A 21463-nucleotide genomic window follows, 5' to 3' on the forward strand; every position below is an offset into this window, starting at 1 on the left:
GGATGCGTCTACTCCACATCAACCATCGGTATGCCCCCTACAGCGGTGGATCGGAAGTAGTCATCCAGCGTATCTCCGAGGCGTTTGCCCGCGATGGCCATGACGTGACAGTCGTCACGTCTGACGCGTTTGACCTTGAATACTTCTGGGATCGCCGCCGGCGGAAGATCGATGCCCCACCGACGGAAGACCTCGGCGGGGTTCGCGTCATTCGGGTTCCAGTTCGACATCTCCCAGCTAGCCCGATCGTCTTCCAGGGTTCGCGGCGGCTGATGGGGGAGCTGTCGCGGGTTCTGCGCCCGGCCTGCCCGTTCGAGTATGTGTCTCGTATCCAGCCGTGGATTCCGGGGCTGCGAGATGCGATGCGATCAGCCGGCCAGGTGGATGTGGTGCTGGCGACGAACCTTGGGCTGGAGAGCCTCGCGGTCGCCGCCCACGAGCATGCCCGTAGAATCGGGGCGGCGTTCGCGCTGATGCCGTTTCTGCACCTCGGTCCTGACGATAGTTCGGTGGCCCGGCGCTACGTCACCATGCCGCACCAGCTGAAGCTGCTCCGAGACGCCGATGTCGTCATGACGATGACGGAGCGCGAGCGTGAGTTCATCACCGGCCTGGGTGTTCCTCCCGGCCGCGTCGTTGTCACTGGCGCGGGCGTGGACGTCGATGCGGTGACTGGTGGCGACGGAGTCGGATTTCGCAACCGCCATCAACTGGACGGCTTCGTAGTTGGATCGCTTGGGCCTCCATCGGCTGAGAAAGGCACGCCGGATCTTGTGCGAGCCATCGCCAGCTTGCGACGGGCCGGCCGCGACGTTAGCCTCGTAATCGCCGGCCCGCCGCTCTCGGGCTTCACGCGCTGGTTCGAGTCGCTGACGCCTGATGAGCGCGCTGGTGTCCGCATGCTTGGCTACATCGATACTGCCGAACGACGCGACTTGCTTGCCGCGATCGACACCTTTGCCCTGACCTCCCGTACGGAGTCCTTTGGTATCGTCTATCTTGAAGCTTGGGTGAATCGGAAGCCTGTTATTGCGGCGAGAGCCGGGGCTGTGCCAGAGCTCGTCCGCGATGGTGAGACTGGCCTGTTGGTCCCGTATGGCAATCCAGATGCTCTTGCCAGAACGATCGGGCTGTTGATGGACGACGAGGGTCTACGGCAGTCGCTCGGGGAACACGGACGGCAGCTCTCTGAGTCGCGATACACGTGGCCAGACGTGTTGCGGCGTGTCGAGCGCGGCTATCTGATCGCCACGGAGCGAATGCCACCATTGCCGGAGGGGGCAGAGTGACGACATTACGCCGGCCGTTGGAGGAGCAGATCGAAGCGATTCGCCATGCCATCGCCGCGCGGCACGGCGTCGAGCCAGGCGGGCGCGCGGACACGACGGCTGCCGCGGCGATCGAGCGCGCCCAACGTCATGCGACCGTCAGCGGACATTGGGGATTGGCATCGTCGGCGCCAGTCGTTGGTCGGTTCATCGTGCTCGGCCAGCGTGTCCTCCGGATTGGGCTCCGCTGGTATATCAACCCGATCGTCGAGCAACAGAACGCGTTCAACGACGCGGCGGTCGCAGCATTGTTCGAGCTTGAGCTCGAGAATCAACGACTTCGTCGCGTTGTGGCCCAGTCATCGCGCGACGATGCTGGAGAGCCAACCCCATCGTGAATATCCTGATTCTTCACAGCCAGGTGCCGTTCGTTCGCGGTGGGGCTGAAGTGCTCGTAGAGGGTCTGCGCGACGCGTTGATCGAGTACGGGCATACCGCAGACATTGTCGCGCTCCCGCTTGGCTGGAATCCTCCTGAGAAGCTGCTTACCACGGCGCTTGCCTGGCGGTTGCTCGATGCCACGTCGTTCAACGCTCGCGCGGTGGACCGTGTCATCTGCACGAAATATCCGACATGGGCCGTCGAGCATCCGAACAAAGCGCTCTGGCTGATCCATCAACACCGTCAGGCATATGATCTCTTCGGCGCTCAATTCAGTGAATTCGGCGTCGACACCCGGTCGCGGGCGCTGCGCGAGAGGGTTGTTGATATCGATCGCGCTGGCATCGGAGAATGTCGACCGCGATACGCGATCAGCCGCAACGTGGCCGGTCGTCTTCGTCGCTACTGTGGCATCGACGCCCAGCCACTCTACCCGCCAGTCCCGCGAAGCGGTTTGCGAGCCGAGCGCTACGATCCGTTTGTACTGAGCGTTGCGCGCCTGGATGCCAGCAAGCGTATCGACCTCGCGATCCAGGCGCTGGCTGAGTCACGATCGGCGTTGCGCCTCGTTGTTGTCGGCGACGGACCGGATGCGGCATCACTGCGAATGCTCGTCGAGAGGACAGGAGTTGCCGACCGCGTCGACTTCCTGGGTCGGATATCGGATGACCGGCTCCGCGAGCTCTACAACACCTGTCGTGCCGTCTACTATGCACCGGTCGATGAGGATTACGGGTACACGACCGTCGAAGCGTTAAGCGCGGCCAAGCCCGTTCTGACGACTGACGACGCTGGTGGGGTCCTCGAATTTGTCGATCATCGCGTCGATGGCTTTGTCACCAACGCCGACCCGACATCTCTAGCCGAATCGATCCGCGCGGTCGGGGACGAGCGCATCGCCCGACAGCTCGGGGGACATGGGCCGGATCGGGTTACGGCACTGTCGTGGGACGCTGTCATCGAGGCGTTAGCAGGATGAGCGGCAGGCCTGGCGACCCGGTGCTCCAGATGGTAACGCCGCTCCCGCCGCTTCAAACCGGCATCGCGCAATACAGCCGCGACCTCCTGGGGCGCTGGATGGACGTTGGCAGGTTCGTGTCGTCGCCGAGCGTGGATCGATGGACCGGGGGCCATGGTCGACAATCGATGTGGCCACGATGCGTCGTGCAGGGCGTCTTGCCGATCTTCCAACGGTGTACCAACTCGGCAACAGCGGCTTTCACCGTATCGCATTCGAGGCTTCCCTTCGCCGGCCGGGCGTCGCTGTTCTCCACGATACCGTCCTGCACCACGGGCGATTGGCGTCGATGTTGCGCGGCCGCGGAGCCGGCGACTATCGGCGGCTGATGCGCATGCTCTATGGAGATGACGGAGAACGCGCCGCGCTTGACGCAGCAGCCGGAAAGATCGTGGATCTGAACGACTTCCCGCTGGTCGAGGATATCGTTGCCGGTTCGCGTCTGGTCGTCGTCCATTCTGACTACGCACGGCACAAGTTGCTGGCGCGATGCCCGGATGCGGCGATCGTTCGTGTCCCGATGGGTATCCCGCTGCCTCACCTGACAGATCAGGCGGCAGCGCGTCGGTTGCTTGAAATTCCCGACAGCGCGTTTGTCGTCGCCTCCGTCACTCATGTGAATCCATTCAAGCGGCTACCGGTGGTGTTGCGCGCGGTTCGGATGCTGCGGCATCGGATTCCGGAGCTGATTCTGGTTATCGCCGGATCATCGGCGCCTGGGATCGATCTTGCGCGACTGGCTCACGCCTATGGCGTCAGCGATCAGGTTCGATTACTGGGTTACGTCGGCGATGACGTCGCGCGATTGGTTGCGCGAGCATCCGACGTCAGTGTCAACCTGAGATTCCCCAGCGCAGGGGAGACATCAGCGAGCCTCTTGCGGCTGATGGGGGCTGGCCGGCCAGTGCTTGTGACCCGGGATGCATCGACAGTTGAGTACCCATCCGACGCTGTGCTGCCTGTCGATGTCGGACCATTCGAAGATGAGCTGGTGGCAGAGCTACTCCTTCTGCTGTTTGGAAACGACGAGTTGCGTCAGTCTGCTGGAAATGCTGCACGGCGATTCATCGAGGCAGAGCACGGCGTCGGCCGAATGGCGGCCGGATACCGCGATGCGATCCATCTCGCGTTCGGGCGCGATTTCGCGCCTGTAGCCGATATCACGTCGTTCGAGCCACCGGTGGTGACTGAGCGTGGCAGTCCCACGACAGCGCGGGCGATCGACCCGCCCTCGGCTGTCGACCGGGATGTTGCGCGGGCGATGACATGGCTGGGGATTGACGATCGCGATGATACGATCCAATCTGTGTCCGCAGCGATGGTGGCGCTGCGGTTAGATCGGCTCCGCGACGAGCGAAAGGTGGATCCGAGGATGACAGACACCTCGCTGATTCGTACCGAACTGCTGGAGATCCTCGCATGCCCCGCCTGCAAGGCGAGAGTGCGCCTGGAGGACGAAGAGTTGACCTGCGAAGGCTGCGGCCGGCGCTATCCAATCGAGGATGGGATCCCGATCATGTTGATCGAGGCAGCAAAATAGAACAAGTGTTCGTCGCCGTTTGCTATACTCTCCATGTGAATGTGGAGCAGCGCAGGACGGGCAGTACTCTATGACGGGCCGTGTCGTTTCGGGGAAGCATCGCGACGAGGACGCGGCTATTGAGACGAGCCTGCGACCCAGGCGTCTGGCGGACTACATCGGCCAGGACAAGGTCAAGGACACGCTCTCGATCTTCATCGAGGCGGCGTTGGCTCGTGGCGAGCCACTGGATCATGTCCTCCTCTACGGCCCACCCGGGCTCGGCAAGACGACCCTGTCGAATATCATCGCCGCCGAGATGGGCGTGGGTGTCAAGATAACCTCCGGGCCGGCCATCGAGCGCGCTGGAGATCTTGTCTCGATCCTCACCAACATCAAGGCCGGTGACGTGTTGTTCATCGACGAGATCCATCGGCTGAACCGTACGGTCGAAGAGGTCCTCTATCCGGCGATGGAAGATTTCGCGGTCGATATCATCATCGGTAAGGGTCCAGGCGCGCGGTCGATGCGACTGAACCTGCCGCGATTCACACTCGTCGGCGCGACGACACGGCTTGCGCTGCTCACCAGTCCGCTGCGCGATCGTTTTGGCAGTGTGTTCCGCCTGGATTTCTACGACGACAGGGCGATGACGCAGATCGTCACGCGTTCTGCCAGGATTCTGGACGTTGAGATTCTCGGAGACGGCGCCACCGAGATCGCCAGGCGATCCCGTGGGACCCCGCGCGTCGCGAACCGACTGCTAAAGCGGGTTCGTGATTTCGCGCAGGTTCGCGCATCCGGCGTGATCACCGAGGAGGTGGCGCGCGACGCGATGTCGTTGCTTGATGTCGACCAACTGGGTCTCGATGACGTCGACCGGCGCATCCTGCTGGCGATCATTGAGAAGTTTGATGGCGGGCCGGTTGGCGTTGACACACTGGCGGCGGCGACAAGCGAAGAGACCGACACAATTATGGATGTCTATGAACCGTACCTGATTCAGCTTGGATTTCTTCAGCGCACGCCACGCGGCCGGGTAGCAACAAGACACGCCTATCTTCACCTGGGCCTGCCTGCTCCGACACTGTCGGATGACGCTCGGCAGGCATTGCTGTTCAGTCGCGAACCGGACAACGAGTGACCGATTCCGCGATCCCGCTCAACTGGTTCGATTACAAGCTTCCACCAGATCTGATTGCCCAGCAGCCGGTTGAGCCGCGTGACGCAGCGCGACTTCTGCTCGTAGATCGTTCTTCCGGCGCGCTCTCCGACCGGACCTTTCGTGATCTTCCCGATCTGCTGAACCCTGGCGATCTGATCGTCGTCAACGACACGCGGGTGTTGCCGGCACGGCTGTTCGCTCGCAGGCTGAGCGGCGGTCGCGTCGAGCTCTTGTTGCTCGACCGCAACGCTGATGGAGTCTGGCGGGCCATGGGTCGCCCGGCACGGCGGCTGCGAGCGGGAGAGCGCCTCGAGTTGCTGGATTCACAAGACGAGGTTACTAACGACGGAGTCGACGTCGTGGGTCGCGATGCGGAGCAGGTGTTGGTGCGGTTCGACGACGAAGAGGCGATCGGGCGCCACGGTCACGTGCCACTGCCGCCGTACATCCACGACCGCGTCGACGACCCGGAACGTTACCAGACGATCTACGCTCGGGATCCGGGTTCGGCGGCGGCGCCGACCGCCGGCATGCACTTCACGGTCGATATTCTGGAGCGTTGTCGGTCACGGGGCGTCCAGGTAGCTCCGATCACTCTCCATGTCGGTCTTGGGACGTTTCAGCCAATCAAGACGGTCGATGCGCGAGATCACCAGATGCATGCGGAGATCTTCTCGGTGTCGGCCGCTACGGTTGAGATGATCCGGGAGACACGGGTATCCGGCGGTCGGGTGCTGGCAGTCGGGACGACATCGGTGCGGACGTTGGAGACAATCGCGAGCTCGGTATTAGCGGGTGGTCCTGCCCGATCTCTGGCGGGAGAGACGCGACTGTTCATCACCCCGGGCACGCCGTTTCAATTGGTCGATCTGATGCTGACGAACTTCCACCTGCCGAGAACGACATTGCTCCTGCTCGTGGCTTCATTCGCCGGGGAAGCGTTGATGCGTCAGGCTTATCAGCATGCGATCGCGGAGCAGTACCGTTTCTACTCCTTCGGCGATGCGATGCTGATCGTGTAGGATGTCGGGTGGCCCGCTCAGCGGGATACGATCCGATCTGCAAAGGAAGGGCGCGGCGGATTGGCCGAGATGGAGCTAACGCGCGACAACGCATGGTCGCTGCTGACCGAATACGTTCACAACGAGCCATTGCTACGGCATTGCCTCGGCGTCGAGGCGTGCATGCGCGAGTATGCCCGTGTCTTCGACGCCGATGAGAATCTTTGGGGATTCGTGGGGCTGATCCACGATTTTGACTTCGAAATGCACCCGACCCTCGACCAGCACCCTCAGGATGGCGCTCCTATTCTCCGTGAGCATGGAGTGCCCGAACATGTGGTTCAGTCGGTTCTGTCGCACGCCGATCACCTCGATGTCCCGCGGGCGACATCGCTGGAACGAACACTGGCGGCGGTAGATGAGATGAGCGGCTTTGTCACCGCGGTTGCGCTCGTCCGGCCGACGAAGTCGATCGACGAGGTGACGCCTCGCGCCGTCCGGAAGAAGATGAAGGACAAGGCCTTCGCGCGGGCAGTGCACCGTGAGACGTTGATCGCGACCGCAGAAGAGCTGGGCGTCGATTTCGACGTTCATATCCAGCACGTCATCGACGGGATCGCGACAATCGCTCCTCAACTTGGCCTGACGCGCACCGAGACAACACAGGTGGTGGACTAGTATGCGCACTGTTCTTGTGATCATGCTGATCCTCGCCAGTGGGGTTTTCGTTGCGTGTGGCAATAGTGGCAATTCCGGGGGTGGCCCGGACGCGGCATCGACGAACGCCAGCGGCAGCTCGTCGTCGGCCAGTGATTCGACCGAAACACCAGGAGGACAAGTGTCCAATCCCAAGCAATGGAGCTCCCCACCAGCTATGCAGCTGGAGGAGGGCAAGGACTATCAGGCGATTCTGCACACCAACAAGGGCGACATGACGGTCGACCTGCTGGAGAGTGATGCGCCGAAGACAGTCAATAATTTCGTCTTCCTTGCCAAGCAGGGATACTACACCAACGTGCCGTTTCATCGGATCATCAAAGGATTCATGATCCAGACCGGTGATCCGACGGGAACCGGGGCTGGCGGCCCTGGCTATCGATTCGCCGACGAGCCGGTCACCCGCGACTACGTGCGCGGAACGGTCGCGATGGCGAACGCGGGACCGAACACAAACGGCTCCCAGTTCTTCATCATGCACCAGGACAACCCGCTGCCAAAGAACTACACCATCTTCGGTGAGTTGATCGACGGGTTCGACACGCTTGACGCGATCGCGAATGCACCGGTCGGGCCGAGCAGAAGCGGCGAAATGTCGACGCCGAAGGAACCACTGACGCTGGAAAGCGTCGAGATCGTTACCAAGTAAACAAACCTCGAACGCTGCGCGGGCAGGGCCGTGACCATCTGCCCGCTCGCGCAGTACACGGGACAGGATGGTCGGGACTTTCATGCGGCTCTGGTTGATTCGTCATGGCGAGACGATGTCGAATGCGCGTGGCGTGTTCCAGGGTCATCTGGACATTGAGCTGAACGAGCGCGGCGTCTCGCAGGCTCGCGCGGTCAGCGCCTATCTCGCGCCGATCGCGTTCGCGGCTGTTTTCTCCAGCGACCTGCAGCGAGCGGCGCGGACAGCCGAGCTTCTTGCGGGCGATCGCGCTGTTGCCTTTGACCCTGACCTGCGGGAAATGAACTACGGTGTCCTGCAGGGAGTCGCCTATCGGGATGCGGCAGAGACGTTGCGACCGCACAGGCTCGAGGAGGCCTGGCTACGTGGAGAGATCCATCGTGGTCGCCAGTCACTGCCGGCGGGCGAGAGCCTCGCGCAGTTCCGCCGCCGGACATCGAGGTTCGTGGACAAGCTGGACGATCGGTTTCTCGATGACGAGTCCGCAAATGTCCTGGTCGTCGGACATGGCGGCCAGTTGGCGGTGCTGTTGACTGTTCTGCTCGGCATGCCGGCGCGAGCTCGATACTCGTTTCGTTTCGCGAACTGCGGAATCTCGGTCCTTACACGCATACCCGGGAACACCACGCTGGATCTGCACAACCTCGTGGTTTGGGATGAAGGGCGCGTATTCAGCGACCGCGGGCTATCCGGCCAACTGCCTCAACGAGCCGAGTAATATCCGAATCATCGGTGAAGTAGGTACAGGAAACGCGCACTGCGCTCGGCTCCTCGACGCGACGCTGGGCGATCCTGTCGCGATCCCAAAGCTCCTGGCTGATATCAATTCCGCTCATCCCGGCGATCGTGAAGGTGACGATTCCTGAGGAGTCGTGCCATTCGACCGGCGTGATGACATCGATGCCAGGGGTTTCGTTCAGCGCTTCTTTCATTCGACTCGACATCGTATTCACGTGACTGAATATCGCGTCCCAACCGAGGGTTGCCTGATACTCGATCGCGTCGGCGAGAGCTTCATAGGTGTGCCAGGCACGTGTGCCGTACTCGAAACGCGAGGCGTCCCCCGCGAAACGAAGCGTGGGAGGTGGATCGGTCTGGTAGTAGCTCCGTGTCCACTGTGGCTCAACCGCTCCGTCGCCGAAATAGGCCGGCGGGACGAGATCGATCTTCCCCGGATCGAACCAGGCAAAGCCGCTTCCCTTCGGGCCGGCCAGCCACTTGTGGCCGTTACCGATGACGAAATCGGCGCGCAACACAGGAATGTCGATCGGGAACTGCCCAACGGACTGCGATGCGTCGACCAGAATGACGACATCTGGCCCGACGAGGTCGCGGATTCGTTCAACTGGCACTCTCGTTCCGGTCTCGCATGAGACGTGGCTGATTGCAACCACCCGGGTTCGGTTGCTGAGGACGGCGTGGATATTGGCAAGGAGTGCGTCCGGGTCGGAGCTCAACTGCGTAAATCGCAACCGGGCCTCGGCACGCTCGCAGGCTGCCAGCCATGGATAGATCATTGCCGGATGCTCTTCGGTGGAGGTAATGACCTCATCACCGGCCACAAGCGGAAAGCGGGCTGCAATCCAGTTGATTCCATCAGTCGCGTTTCGATTAAGAGCGACGTCGGATGGCTCGACACTGAGGAACGACGCGAGCGTTCGACGAGCGCGTTCGTACCCCTCTACTGCTCGTGCCTGCGTGGCGTGCCCACCGCGCTCGTGGTCGACAATGTACGCGAGATGCCGGGCAAGCACTGGCTCGGCCATGATCCCTACAGTGCCGGTGTTGAGGTAGGTCCAGTCATCCAGTATCGGAAGCGCCGACCGGGTTGCCGCGAGATCGTAGCCGGTGGTGTTTGCCGCGTCGTTCATTGCCTCTTTTGCCTGTCGTTCACGACGAATTCACGCGACCGGATGGTAGCAGAACGCTTGGTCGTGGTCGATTGTGGGTCGGATGGCGAACGGACCCGACGCATTGCCGGGTCCGTTGGACAGCACGCCGAAGATAGCCGGGTGATTACGCGACGAGCGCGTCGTAAACACGCTCGTAATCGTTGAGCAGCTTGAGCCAGTGACGTTCCCAACGTGTCACGTCCTGACCTTCTTCGAGACCGCTGTCGATCATCCGATACCCGTCCTCGAGGCGGGCTTCGATCTCACGGAGGTAGGCCAGCAAGTGCTCAGTGTCTTCGTTCGTCTCGATGATCATGGTTGGCATCGCCGACATTTTTCAATCCTTCCTGGCCAGTCCCGGTGAATCAGGAAGCCGCCCGCTCGGCTTGGAGTAGCTCGATCAGTTGCGAGATATCTCGACGGCTCAGCTCGGCAACAACCTGGCCGAATGACTGCTGTGCTCGCTCTTCAAGTCCGTCGCTGGTGATACCAGCCTGGCGCGCAATAGTCTGGAGGTAGTGGAGTTGGCGGTCCGTCGCAGCAAGGCGAGCGCCATTGGTTGATGGGTCACCGTCGCGGGCCGCGCGGATATCGACCGGGGAATCCACGACACGTTGCTGTTCCACGCCAAAGTCGAAGTCCCAGCAGAACTGCGTGCCGAAACCAACTGCCGCGAGTGCCCGACCGAGCGCCTTCGTCTCTGCCTTCTCAAGATAGTCAGCGAAGTCGCCGGCGCGCTCGCTGCCCCATCCGGTGGCAGAAGCGCCCTCTGGCAGGATCACCCGCGCGCGGAAGATAGCGGCGTCATCGCGGTGCTCAACGAGCGCTGTCTCGATCTGTGCTTCTGGATGGGTCGACCGCAGCCAGACGAGTCTCCACTTCACTTCGAGGTAGTCGCGCCCGCTGATCTTCGTCAAATAGCGGGTGGGGTCGAATGCGGACTGCTCGCTCACCGTCTGCTCTCCGTTTCAATCATCAATCTGGCGTCCGCCTAGAACGTATGTTCTGAATGCATGATATACGGAACTTGTCCGAGAGTCAAGTACCCTCGGAACTGGGGATATCAGAAGATGGGTCGGTTCTGACAATCACGGCGAGGCCGGAGCGCTGTGCTATAATGCGGCTCAATTTGAGTGTACGGACACCAAGGAGCGAGTCTCGTGCGGGTAACGTGCTCACAGGGTAGCCTCCACCGCGCGCTGTCGATAGCCGGCCGCGCCGTCGCGTCGAAGAGCACACTCACAGTGCTCGGGAACTATCTCCTCGAGGCCGCTGAGGATGCGTTGACGGTCTCCGCGACGAATCTGGATCTCGCAATAACGTGTCGTATCCCGGCGGAAGTCACCGAGTCGGGGCGAATCACGGTTCAGGCGAGAGTCCTCAGCGAGTTTGTCGCGAGTCTCGACGACGACACGGTGGAGCTGAGCCAGGAGCAGGGGCCACTGACGGTCACTGTTCGGCAGCGTGCTACCCAGGCGCATGTGCGTGGCACCGACCCGGAGGATTTTCCGACAATCGCGCGGGCGATCGAGGGCGGCGCCTCGCTGGCGCTGGAGCCGGGCGCGTTTCGCGACGCGATCTCTCGCGTCGTGTTCGCGGCGGCAACCGACGATAGCCGGCCAGTTCTGGCCGGCGTGCAGCTCACCGCGCGGGATGAACGACTCACCCTCGCTGCGGCCGATGGGTTTCGGATGTCCGTCCAGCAGGTCAATCTCGGCCGACCGGTCGATCAGGATCTGTCGATCATCGTCCCGGCTCGGTCGTTTCAGGAGGTCTCGCGCGTCCTCGCGGATGCCGGGGATGTCGTTACCCTCACCGTTACGCCGAACCAGAGCCAGCTCATGGTGACGCTCGAAGACGTCTGGATCACAACTCGACTTATTGACGGCACATTCCCAGACCTGAGCCAGATCATCCCGAGGGACTGGAACACGCGCACAACAGTCCAGCGGGACGACCTGCTTGATGCAACCAGGCGCGCGACGATCTTCGCTCGTAGCAACAACGACGTTGTCAAGCTGGAGATCGCGCCGTCCAGCGAGTCGCTGGATATCGGCCGGATCACCGTAACCGGGACAGCCGCGGACACCGGCGACAACCGCGACGATATCGACGCGCAAGTGGAAGGCGGCGAAATGCAGATCGCCTTCAACGGTCGCTATCTGAACGACGTGCTGTCGGTTCTCCGAGACGCCCGGGTTGCCTTTGAGCTTCAGGGCCCCAACAGTGCCGGGGTGATCAAGTCGGCTGAGTCCGAGGACTTTGTCCACGTCATCATGCCGATGGTCATCGGCGCGAATTAGCCGCGCTCCTCAAGTGACGGAGATTGAACAAGTCGCCGTTCAGCGCCTGGAGCTCGAGCAGTTCCGCGTGTACGAGTCGTTAAGGCTCGAGGTTCCCGCTGCCGGCCTCCGCATCGTCGGAGCGAATGGCACGGGAAAATCGTCGCTCCTTGAAGCGCTCGAGCTGCTGTCAACAACGCGACCCAGACGCGGCGCAAATGATGGAGACCTGATCGCCCATCGGAGCGGAGTCGAGCTCGGCGTGCCACCGTACACGCGGGTGGAGGCGCATGTGCTTCGAGGCGACGCGTTAGCTGTGCTCGAGGTCTTCATTCAGCAACGTGAGCATCGATCGGGGACGAAGAAGCTACTGAAGGTCGCGAATCGATCCCGACGAGCCGCCGATGTTGTTGGGATCGTGCCGACTGTATCGTTTGCTCCCGATGATCTCGATCTGGTGCTCGGCTCTCCGTCAGTGCGGCGACGTTTCCTCGACATCATGCTGTCACAGACTGATCGTCGATATCTCGGACATCTGTCGCGCTACGCGCGCATCCTGGCGCATCGCAACAGCCTGCTGAAGGATCCGGGATCTTCTGTGCCAGGGGGTGACGACCAGTTCTCGTACTGGGACGAACAACTGGTCGCGCTCGGTGCGTACATCATCGCGGCCCGGGCAGGGGTGATCAGGAGTCTGGATGATCTTGCCCGCCAGCGGTTTCACGAGCTATCACCAGATTCAGGAACACTCCAGATCAGATATACGTCGACGCTGACAGCGGCGGAGTCGTGGTGGGATAGCGTGAACACCGTGAGCGGTGACGCACTTGACGGCGCGCAACGAGTGGGCACGCTCTTCGAGAGTCAGCTCCGGCGAGGGCGACACGCAGATCTGGCGCGGGGCGTGACGTCGATCGGTCCGCATCGCGATGATCTGGAGTTTCTCCTGGATGGACGACCCCTTGCGCGGTTCGGATCACGCGGCCAGCAGCGCCTGGTCGTCCTCGCTCTGAAGCTCGCGGAGCTGGGAGTGGCTGAGACGAGAATCGGGTTCAGGCCGATTCTGTTGCTCGACGATATGCTCTCAGAGCTCGACCCGGCACATCGTGAATCGCTGCTCGCGGCGGTCGCGGCCGGTGGCCAGGTGTTTATCACGGCGACAGAGCCGGGACTGGTCGATCGAGCGGATCTGTCGGCTCTCGGGCACGTGTGGCTGAAGGAACCAGGGCAGATCGGCCTGTAGTAGCACTCGTCGGCGTTGCGTGAAGGAGTTGGCGACCGTATACTTCGTGGTCGTGGTCAGACGATGGGGAGTCGTCTAACGGTAGGACGTGTGACTCTGAATCACAAAGTTGGGGTTCGAATCCCTGCTCCCCAGCCTGTTGAGAGATGAACATCGCCCTCGCACGAACTTGCGAGGGCGATGTTCTTTTTTTCATGTTCGAGGCCTGCTACTCGACATTCCATTCCTGGTAGATGAGCTTGCGCCGGCGAGCGCGAACACGCAGGAGGCGCATTCGCACGCGCCCGGTAACGCCGAAGTAGAACAGCGCCGCGATGAACCATGGCACCGAGAGCGCAACGACAACGGCGACCGCATCAAGAGTCGGAAAGACGATCAGTATCAGAATCGATGTTACGACCTTGAATGCGAACAGCGTCCAGACCGACGCCCAGACGACCGTCCGCATCTCGGAGGGGTCTTCGTGATAGACGTAGCGGGAATCGGCTTCGTCCGGTTCGGGACGTTGCCGCTTAGTGTGGGGAGACATATCCCGCCTGCTCGTTTCTATCCAGACTAGTTCAGCCCGATGATCTCGCCTTCGTCGTTGATGTCGACCTTGAGCCCGCCTGGTGACTTGCCAAGGCCGGGCATCGTTCGCATTTCGCCCGCGATGGGATAGATGAATCCCGCGCCTGCCGAAGCACGCACCTCCCGAATGAGCAGGTCGAACCCTTCTGGCCGGCCGACCAGTTGCGGATCCCCGCTCAGCGAGAGATGTGTCTTGGCCATGCAGATCGGTAGATTGTCATAACCAAGTGCTGTGTAGGTGCGAATCGCCCGGTTGGCCGCCGGCGTGTAACTGACCGATCCTGCGCCATACATCTCCTTCGCGATGGTCTCGATCTTCGACTTGATCGGCGCGTCGAGCGGGTAGAGGTGGTGGAAGTTGCTTCCGTGCTCGGCCGCTCGCAATGTTGCGCGCGCGAGATCCGTGCCACCGGCGCCTCCTTCGGCAAAGACCTTGCTGACTGCAACATCGAATGCGCCAGCCTCCATCGATACCTTCCGAACGAGCTCGATTTCGGCTTCGGTATCATCCGGGAAGTGGTTGATCGCCACAACGACCGGAATGCCGTACTTCTGGACGTTCTCGATCTGCTTGACCAGGTTGCCGATTCCCGCAGCGAGGGCGTCAAGGTTCTCGGTCCGCAGTCCTGGGTCCAACGGTTTCCCTGCGATGATCTTGAACCGGCCGCTGTGCGCCTTGAGCGCCCGAATCGTTGCGACGAGGACAGCGGCATCTGGCTTCAATCCGCTGACGCGGCACTTGATGTTGAAGTTCTTTTCAGCGCCAAGGTCGGCGCCAAATCCCGCCTCGGTGATCAGAATGTCGGCAAGGCGCAGGCCAATCTGATCGGCCAGAACCGACGAATTGCCATGTGCGATGTTGCCGAATGGTCCTGCGTGAACGAGCGCGGGAGTGTTCTCGAGTGTTTGCAGCAGGTTCGGCTTGATCGCGTCCTTCATCAACACGGTCATTGCGCCAGCGATCCCGAGCTGCTCGACGGTGACGGGTTTCTTGGCCTTCGATTGACCGACGATGATGCGCTTGAAGCGCTCGCGGAGATCGTCGAGGCTGGTCGCGAGCGCGAAGATCGCCATCACTTCGGAAGCGGCTGTGATGTCGAATCCGGTCTGGCGCGGGACGCCATTGCCATCACCGAGACCCGTCACGATCTCCCGGAGCGCCCGATCGTTGACGTCCAGAACGCGCCGCCAGGTAATCGTTGATGGATCGATATCCAGCGGATTGCCCTGAAACAGAGAATTGTCGAGGAACGCTGAGCAGAGATTATGGGCTGCAGTGACAGCATGGAAGTCGCCAGTCAGATGGAGATTGAGATCCTCCATCGGAATCACTTGCGCGTGTCCGCCGCCGGCCGCCCCGCCCTTGATACCGAAGACAGGGCCGAGTGATGCCTGTCGGACGGCGATGATGGCGTTGGCCCCGACGTGCGCCATTGCCTGCCCAAGCCCGACTGTCGTCGTTGTCTTGCCCTCGCCAAGTGGAGTCGGGGTGATCGCCGTGCAGACGACGTATTTCCCGAGCGGTCGATCGGTCGGGCGGTCCAGCGCAGTCAGATTGATCTTCGCCTTGTGACGTCCATAGAGCTCGAGGTCGTCATCGTGAATGCCGAGATCGGCCGCGATCTCGGTAATTGGCTTCAGCGTCGCCTGACGCGCGATTTCGATATCGGACAGCATCCTAGCCCCTTTCGCCCGTAACTCGTTCGACCAAGTTGTCGCCAGCACTGTTTCGTTGATATTGAAGCGTGGCTGCCTTGATTGTGTTCCGCAACAAGACCGACGTAGTGACGCGGCCGGTGCCGCCCGGAACCGGTGTCAAGGCTCCTGCAATCTCCGCGACCGCCGGCGCATCGGCGTCACCGACCATCTTGCCATCAACGAAGTTCACACCGAAGTCTATTACGGTTGCGCCGGGACGGATCATATCCGCTCTCAGGCTTCCAGGGCGTCCGACGGCGGAGATGACGATATCTGCTTCGCGAGTGAATCGTTCGGGGGTTGGCGTGCGCGAGTGACAGGTTGTGACGGTTGCGTTCTCGGCGAGGAGCATCGCTGCCATCGGCCGGCCGACTACCGGGCTACGCCCGAGCACGACCGCGAGTCGTCCTGCGATCGGGATCTGATAGTGCTTGAGGAGTGCCATGCCACCGGCGGGTGTCGACGGCGCCAGGACATTGCGATCGTCGTGGAAGAGGCGCCCCGCATTGAACGTGGTCACGCCGTCAATGTCCTTCAGCGGGTCAAGTAAGTCGGCCACCTGGATACGTGAGAGGTGTGGCGGCAACGGCTGGAGGATGAGAACCCCGTTGATCTCGGGGCGATCGTTGAGCTCAAGCACGTGACGATTCAAGGCTTTCTGGCTAACCGTGCTCTCCAGCTCGACGATGGTTGTGGGCATGGAAATACCATCCGCCGCTTTGACGATTGCGTTCAGGTAAGCGCGCGCGCTGGGGTCGGCGCCGACCAGCATGATGGCCAGCCTGGGGGTGGTCGCGTAACTGTTGTGGAATCGCCGTAACTCGTCAACGGCTCGCTCCCGTAGCGCACGTGACACGGGGCGACCGTCAAGCACATGTGCAGTCAACTGACTCCACCCTTCCTCTGTCCTCCGATTACCGCCTCCCGAGTAGCTTGTTCGATCTCGGCCGCGTGCGCCACCACGCGTGCATGGATGTCATCCCATTGCTGGCGCAGTTGCTCGGAGCGTTCTGCCGACTCGGGATTCTCGGCAAGGAGCACGATGTTTACCTCCGCGGTAAGAAGCGCGCCTCGCGCCGCGCCTTCCGCGATCGTCGCCGCCGCGCCGAGATCGCTGACCGTGAAGCGCGTCGCGATGGGCAGGTGTGGGGTGATGATGCTCAGAAGCTTCCCAACCTGCTCGGCAATATGAATGGGCGCCAGCGCGGCGCGCTCGAGCGCGGAGTAATAGGTGGTCCAGTCGCCGGTTGCTTTGGCGTTGCGCTGTGCGGCAAGCAGTTTCTGAAGCGACGCGATGTCATCGTCGGCGGCAGCGTAGAAGCTGTCGATCAACATTTCGAGGTCGTTGATCGACGCTGCGATATCGTCGCGTCGCGGCGCGTTTGACTTCCGGCGATGGCTGAGGCGAAACACGAGCAACGCGCTGGCTGCCGCGCCCGCGCAGGCGAGCGCGGCAACGCTCCCGCCACCACAGAAGACATCCGGGTCGGCGATTCCTCGATTGAACTCGCGCGCCGAGAGATCGGCGACATCGTCGGATCGGTCGTTCGTCGTCATGGCGTTCCCTTCTGAATCGGTGAAACAGCCAGGGTATCTCCGCGAAGTTATAGCAGCCCGCTCGACACAGAGCCTCCGAACAACGCGCCACGACAACGGCGCGATACTGTGTCATTGATGGCGCGATGTTGACACCTGTGGATTCTCACCTCACCACTTGACCACCTGTCACTTGCGTGTTAGTCTATGCAACACGAACGGACGATGTGTTCGTTCGCAGGCAACGGTCCTCGGGCGAGGCGGGGCCACCGTGCGAAATGGATGAGCGAGGAGCACGAAATGGATGACCTCCAAGGGGCACGCGGTCACGAACCTTCGATCCTTGGTTTCGCGTTGCTGCTGCGTGAATTGCGCGACCGACGAAAGCTCTCACAGAGTCGCCTGGCAGGGGCCGCCGGCTTCGATCATTCCTATGTCAGTCGTCTCGAGAGTGGCAATCGCATGCCGACGCGCGACGCCGTTCAGAAGTTGGCTGAGGCGATGGCGCTTGGCGAAAGCGAGCGCGACGCGCTACTCGCCGCAGCGGGATTCATGCCGGGCCGAATTGAGAGCCTCTTCGCCGACGAGCCTGTCCTCTCCGAGGTTCTCGGGCTGCTGCAGGACGGCACGGTGCCCGATGAAGTTCGCGATGATGTGCGGCGAATGATCTCGCTGCTTGTCCGACAGGCCCAGCGGGCGTCGTACCCCGCTGCGGTTGGCGCTGGACATGCCTCGGTGATTGCTGCCGCATGAGCGGCCCTCGAGCCTGGCGCGGAGGCGTCGCTGTCGGTTGTCGACGGGCGACGCCTGGCGTATCCTGACCCCGTTGTACGTACAGCGCGTGAGCATGGCCGGCCGTAGGCGCGGACGCTACAGCGCGAGCCCTGCTGGAGGGACTGATGTCGTCGTTTGCCCACCTTCATCTACATACCGAATTTTCGTTGCTCGATGGGTTGGGGCGGATCGACGACTACATGGCCAAAGCGGTCGAGTTCGGTATGCGACACGTCGCGCTGACCGATCACGGCGTCATGTATGGGGCTCTCGACTGGTATCGAGCCGCGAAACGCCACGATCTCGCCCCAATTGTCGGTGTCGAGGCGTACCTCGCCCCGAAGAGGATGAGCGATCGAGACAGCCGTTCTAACTATCACCTGCTGCTCCTTGCTGAGAATGAGCGCGGATACCGCAATCTATTGAAGCTATCCAGCAAGGCCAGCATTGACGGGTTCTACTACCGACCGAGAATCGATCTCGAGCTGCTCAACGAGCTGCGGGATGGGTTGATCTGTACCTCCGCCTGCCTGGGCGGTCCGATTGCCAACAACTACCTCGAGGGCCGTGACACTGAAGCCGAGAGGCTCGCGGGGTCCCTCGCGGAGATATTCGGGCGAGATCACTTCTATCTGGAAGTGCAGGATCATGACATGCCGGAGCAGCAGCGGGTCAATCGCCAACTCGTTGATCTGGCGCGGAAAATGAACCTGCCGCTGGTCGCTACCAACGATGTTCACTACGTCAACCGCGAAGACGCAGCTACCCAGGATCTACTGGTCTGCATCCAGACGAACACCACTCTCGACGATCCCAAACGAATGAAGATGGACTCGGATCAGCTGTACTTCAAATCGCCACAGGAGATGGAACAGCTGTTCGGTGACCTTCCGGAAGCCCTCGAAAACACGATCCGCATCGCGGAACGCTGTAACTTGTCGTTGGACTTCGACCGGCTTCTGCTGCCCGATCCTGGAATTCCCGAAGGGCTCACGCCGCAACAACACCTGGCCGAGCTGTGCTGGGGCGGTCTGGCGGCGCGCTACCCGGTTCTCACTGACGAGGTTCGCCAGCGCCTCGAATATGAGCTGTGGGTGATCGAGCAGACCGGGTTTGCCAGCTATATGCTGATCGTCCGCGACTTCGCACAATTCGCCCGTGATCGCCGGATCCCCTTCGGGGTACGCGGATCGGCGGCGGCGAGCATCGTCCTCTTCACCCTGGGGATCACTGATATCGATCCGATCGCCAATCGGTTGGTCTTCGAGCGTTTCCTGAATATCGAGCGACGCGAGATGCCGGACATCGATATGGACTTCGCCGACAACCGGCGCCAGGAAGTCATCGACTACGTGGCCCAGAAGTACGGTCACGATCGGGTTGCGCAGATCATCACCTTCGGCACCATGGGCGCGAAGGCCTCAGTTCGCGACGTTGGCCGCGCGCTCGGCTGGGCTCCCGTGGATGTCGATCGAGTCGCGCGGCTGATCCCCACCACATTGGGAATGACACTCGAGCGGGCATTGATCGAGAGTAGCGAGCTCCGTTCGCTCTTCGATGATGACGAGCGTGTTCGCCGGATGATTGAGGTCGCCCAGAAGCTGGAAGGGATCTCGCGACACGCTGGCACACATGCGGCAGGCGTCGTGATCAGCGCCGAGCCATTGGTGGAGCACGTCCCTCTGCAGCGGCCGGCGCGCGGCGACGAGAACGCGCTGCCGACGACGCAGTTCTCGATGGAGAACGTCGCGGCGATCGGTCTGCTGAAGATGGATTTCCTCGGGCTCGCCAACCTGACGATTCTCGGCGATGCCGTCGATATCATCAAGCAGACGCGTGGTGAGTTGCTTGAGCCGAACGATCTACCCGATGGCGATCGCGTTACCTATGAACTGCTCGCGCAAGGCGAGACGTTCGGGGTCTTCCAGCTGGAGAGCGCCGGCATGCGGCGGGCCATTCGGGAATTGCGGCCGGGCTCTGTCGCCGAGCTTGCAGCCCTGGTCGCGCTCTACCGGCCGGGCCCGATGCAACATATTTCGACATTCTGTCAGGCCAAGCACGGCGCCCAGGAGATCCGCTACCCACACCCCGACCTGGCGGAGATCCTCGACGAGACGTATGGGGTCATTGTCTATCAGGATCAGGTCTTGCTGATTGCTCAGCGCTTCGCTGGATATACCCTTGGCGAGGCCGACATCATGCGGAAGGCGATGGGCAAGAAGATCCCGGAGAAGATGCGCGCGGAGCGCGAGCGCTTTCGTTCTGGGGCGGTCGAGAAAGGCTACACGCCGGCCGATGCCGACAAGATCTTCGACCTCATCGAGCCATTCGCTGGCTACGCGTTCAACAAGGCGCATGCCGTGTGTTATGGGACGATCGCCTATCAGACGGCGTACCTGAAGGCGAACTACCCAGCCGAGTACATGACGGCCGTCCTGAGGCTAGCGCCGAGCCATCCCTCTGGCACTGCCGTCCGGGTGGCGGCAGCGGTGGCAGAGTGCGCGAAGCTGGGGATTCAGATCCTTGGACCCGACATAAATCACAGCGATGTGAACTTCAACATCGAGTCACTCGACGATGGGCGACTGGCAATTCGATTCGGCCTTGCGGTCATCAAGAACGTCGGCGAGGGCGCGGTCGAGGAGATCTGCCGGGTTCGTAACGAACAAGCTGGTGGATTCGCATCGCTCGAGGCGCTTTGCGAGGCCGTTGATCACAGCTCGCTCAACAAGCGAGTGTTCGAGAGCCTCATCCGTGGTGGAGCCCTTGACACCCTCGGCGGCCGCGCGTCAGCGCTCGCGCGGCTTGACACAGCGATAGCGTCGGCGCAGCGTTCGCAACGAGCCCGCGACCGTGGACAGATGGATCTCTTCGGCGGATTCCTGGATGATGCTGCCCCGACGGCAACGACGGAGATCGACGTGAATCCGCTACCGAAAAAGCAGTTGCTTGCCTGGGAGAAGGAATACCTCGGCACGTATCTGAGCGAGCACCCGTTGACTGACATAACAGCTGACGCCCGGGCACATGGTCGGCAATATCAGCCGATCGCCGATCTCGATCCGGAGACTGCCGGCCAGAACATCCGCATGCTCGGCATTGTTGCAGCGATTCGAAAGCTATCGACGAGAACGAATCGGACGATGGCAGTGCTCCAGTTCGAAGACCTCACCGGAGCGGTCGAGGTTGTGCTCTTTCCTGAAGCATTCGATCGCTTCGGCGCGCTCTGTGTCGAAGATCAGATCCTTGTCGTGCGCGGGCGCGCTGATTCACGGAATGATAGCGTCCAGGTTATCGCCGAAGATATCAGCCCCTACGAAGTGACGGATGAGCCTCCGCCAGCGATGGCGACAGTTGTCTGGTTGCGCCTCGCGGGCAGCGATAACCTGGATGAGGACGTGCGGCGAATGGAGCAGCTCGCGCGATTGCTCCGTGACTTTCCGGGAGACGACGAGGTGCTGCTGGAGATCGAGACCGCGCGAGAAGTTACCCATCTGCGCTCGAACCTCCGCGTCGATTGGTGCCCAGATCTCGACCGCGCTGTGAGCGACATCCTCGGGCGGGACTGCGCGCGTGTCATCTCCGTCGCTGTACGCGAGAGACGATAAGCACGACGCGACTGCTGGCCGCTCGCACATACGACATATCCCA

General features: G+C 61.6%; 20 protein-coding genes and 1 tRNA gene. 14 read left to right on the top strand and 7 right to left on the bottom strand.

Annotated features, from left to right (window positions below):
* Positions 1–2 precede the first annotated feature (2 nt).
* The 9 genes from V9F06_06315 (at position 3) to V9F06_06355 (ending at position 8535) form a co-directional block, all read left to right on the top strand.
* On the top strand, positions 3–1289 hold the full coding sequence (locus V9F06_06315) for a glycosyltransferase family 4 protein (protein MEI2617240.1): 1287 nt from the start codon (positions 3–5) through the stop codon (positions 1287–1289).
* Positions 1286–1666, top strand: coding sequence for a hypothetical protein (locus V9F06_06320; protein ID MEI2617241.1), 381 nt, complete (start codon positions 1286–1288; stop codon positions 1664–1666). The genes V9F06_06315 and V9F06_06320 overlap by 4 nt, the downstream gene beginning before the upstream one ends.
* Positions 1663–2688, top strand: coding sequence for a glycosyltransferase family 4 protein (locus V9F06_06325; protein ID MEI2617242.1), 1026 nt, complete (start codon positions 1663–1665; stop codon positions 2686–2688). Before V9F06_06320 ends, V9F06_06325 begins: the two co-directional genes overlap by 4 nt.
* A gap of 178 nt (positions 2689–2866) precedes the next feature.
* Positions 2867–4267, top strand: a complete 1401-nt coding sequence (locus V9F06_06330; GenBank protein MEI2617243.1) for a Trm112 family protein — start codon at positions 2867–2869, stop codon at positions 4265–4267.
* Positions 4268–4337: 70 nt separating this feature from the next.
* On the top strand, positions 4338–5390 hold the full coding sequence (gene ruvB, locus V9F06_06335) for a Holliday junction branch migration DNA helicase RuvB (protein MEI2617244.1): 1053 nt from the start codon (positions 4338–4340) through the stop codon (positions 5388–5390).
* Entirely contained in the window at positions 5387–6433 is a 1047-nt protein-coding gene (gene queA / locus V9F06_06340) for a tRNA preQ1(34) S-adenosylmethionine ribosyltransferase-isomerase QueA (GenBank protein ID MEI2617245.1), read from the top strand. The genes ruvB and queA overlap by 4 nt, the downstream gene beginning before the upstream one ends.
* Before the next feature lie 69 nt (positions 6434–6502).
* Positions 6503–7090, top strand: a complete 588-nt coding sequence (locus V9F06_06345; GenBank protein ID MEI2617246.1) for an HDIG domain-containing metalloprotein — start codon at positions 6503–6505, stop codon at positions 7088–7090.
* A 1-nt stretch (position 7091) separates the two neighbouring features.
* A complete protein-coding gene (locus V9F06_06350; GenBank protein MEI2617247.1) occupies positions 7092–7778 on the top strand; it encodes a peptidylprolyl isomerase in 687 nt (228 codons plus the stop codon).
* 82 nt (positions 7779–7860) lie between these two features.
* Complete coding sequence (locus V9F06_06355; protein ID MEI2617248.1) at positions 7861–8535, top strand: histidine phosphatase family protein; 675 nt, start codon at positions 7861–7863, stop codon at positions 8533–8535.
* On the opposite strand, the gene V9F06_06360 is transcribed toward V9F06_06355, so the two are convergent.
* From V9F06_06360 to V9F06_06370, 3 genes are all read right to left on the bottom strand, one after another.
* Positions 8489–9688: an aminotransferase class V-fold PLP-dependent enzyme gene (locus V9F06_06360; GenBank protein MEI2617249.1), complete on the bottom strand. Its 1200-nt coding sequence runs from the start codon at positions 9686–9688 to the stop codon at positions 8489–8491. The two genes, V9F06_06355 and V9F06_06360, sit on opposite strands and share 47 nt — an antisense overlap.
* 145 nt (positions 9689–9833) lie before the next feature.
* Positions 9834–10043 carry a hypothetical protein gene (locus V9F06_06365; GenBank protein ID MEI2617250.1) on the bottom strand — a complete coding sequence of 70 codons (210 nt, stop codon included), beginning with the start codon at positions 10041–10043 and terminating at the stop codon, positions 9834–9836.
* A 31-nt stretch (positions 10044–10074) separates the two neighbouring features.
* Entirely contained in the window at positions 10075–10662 is a 588-nt protein-coding gene (locus tag V9F06_06370; GenBank protein ID MEI2617251.1) for a hypothetical protein, read from the bottom strand.
* Positions 10663–10869: 207 nt separating this feature from the next.
* Here V9F06_06370 and dnaN point away from each other — a divergent pair, with 207 nt between their 5' ends.
* The 3 genes from dnaN (at position 10870) to V9F06_06385 (ending at position 13369) form a co-directional block, all read left to right on the top strand.
* Positions 10870–12012, top strand: a complete 1143-nt coding sequence (gene dnaN / locus V9F06_06375) for a DNA polymerase III subunit beta (protein MEI2617252.1) — start codon at positions 10870–10872, stop codon at positions 12010–12012.
* A gap of 13 nt (positions 12013–12025) precedes the next feature.
* Positions 12026–13234, top strand: coding sequence for a DNA replication and repair protein RecF (recF, locus tag V9F06_06380; protein MEI2617253.1), 1209 nt, complete (start codon positions 12026–12028; stop codon positions 13232–13234).
* 64 nt (positions 13235–13298) lie between these two features.
* A tRNA-Gln gene (locus tag V9F06_06385) sits at positions 13299–13369 on the top strand.
* Between the two features lie 73 nt (positions 13370–13442).
* Here the strand turns inward: V9F06_06385 and V9F06_06390 are convergent.
* The 4 genes from V9F06_06390 to V9F06_06405 are packed head-to-tail and all read right to left on the bottom strand — an operon-like array spanning position 13443 to position 17059.
* Positions 13443–13763 (bottom strand): hypothetical protein, encoded by a 321-nt coding sequence (locus V9F06_06390; protein ID MEI2617254.1) that lies wholly within the window; start codon positions 13761–13763, stop codon positions 13443–13445.
* 26 nt (positions 13764–13789) lie between these two features.
* Positions 13790–15481, bottom strand: a complete 1692-nt coding sequence (locus tag V9F06_06395) for a formate--tetrahydrofolate ligase (GenBank protein ID MEI2617255.1) — start codon at positions 15479–15481, stop codon at positions 13790–13792.
* A gap of 1 nt (position 15482) precedes the next feature.
* Positions 15483–16376, bottom strand: a complete 894-nt coding sequence (locus V9F06_06400) for a bifunctional 5,10-methylenetetrahydrofolate dehydrogenase/5,10-methenyltetrahydrofolate cyclohydrolase (GenBank protein MEI2617256.1) — start codon at positions 16374–16376, stop codon at positions 15483–15485.
* Between the two features lie 8 nt (positions 16377–16384).
* Positions 16385–17059, bottom strand: a complete 675-nt coding sequence (locus V9F06_06405) for a cyclodeaminase/cyclohydrolase family protein (GenBank protein MEI2617257.1) — start codon at positions 17057–17059, stop codon at positions 16385–16387.
* Between the two features lie 279 nt (positions 17060–17338).
* Between V9F06_06405 and V9F06_06410 the strand changes: the two genes are divergently transcribed.
* A complete protein-coding gene (locus V9F06_06410; protein MEI2617258.1) occupies positions 17339–17791 on the top strand; it encodes a helix-turn-helix domain-containing protein in 453 nt (150 codons plus the stop codon).
* A gap of 146 nt (positions 17792–17937) precedes the next feature.
* On the top strand, positions 17938–21420 hold the full coding sequence (locus V9F06_06415; GenBank protein MEI2617259.1) for a DNA polymerase III subunit alpha: 3483 nt from the start codon (positions 17938–17940) through the stop codon (positions 21418–21420).
* Positions 21421–21463: the final 43 nt, after the last annotated feature.

It is taken from the genome of Thermomicrobiales bacterium (assembly GCA_037045155.1).
GTDB lineage: Bacteria > Chloroflexota > Chloroflexia > Thermomicrobiales > CFX8 > JAMLIA01.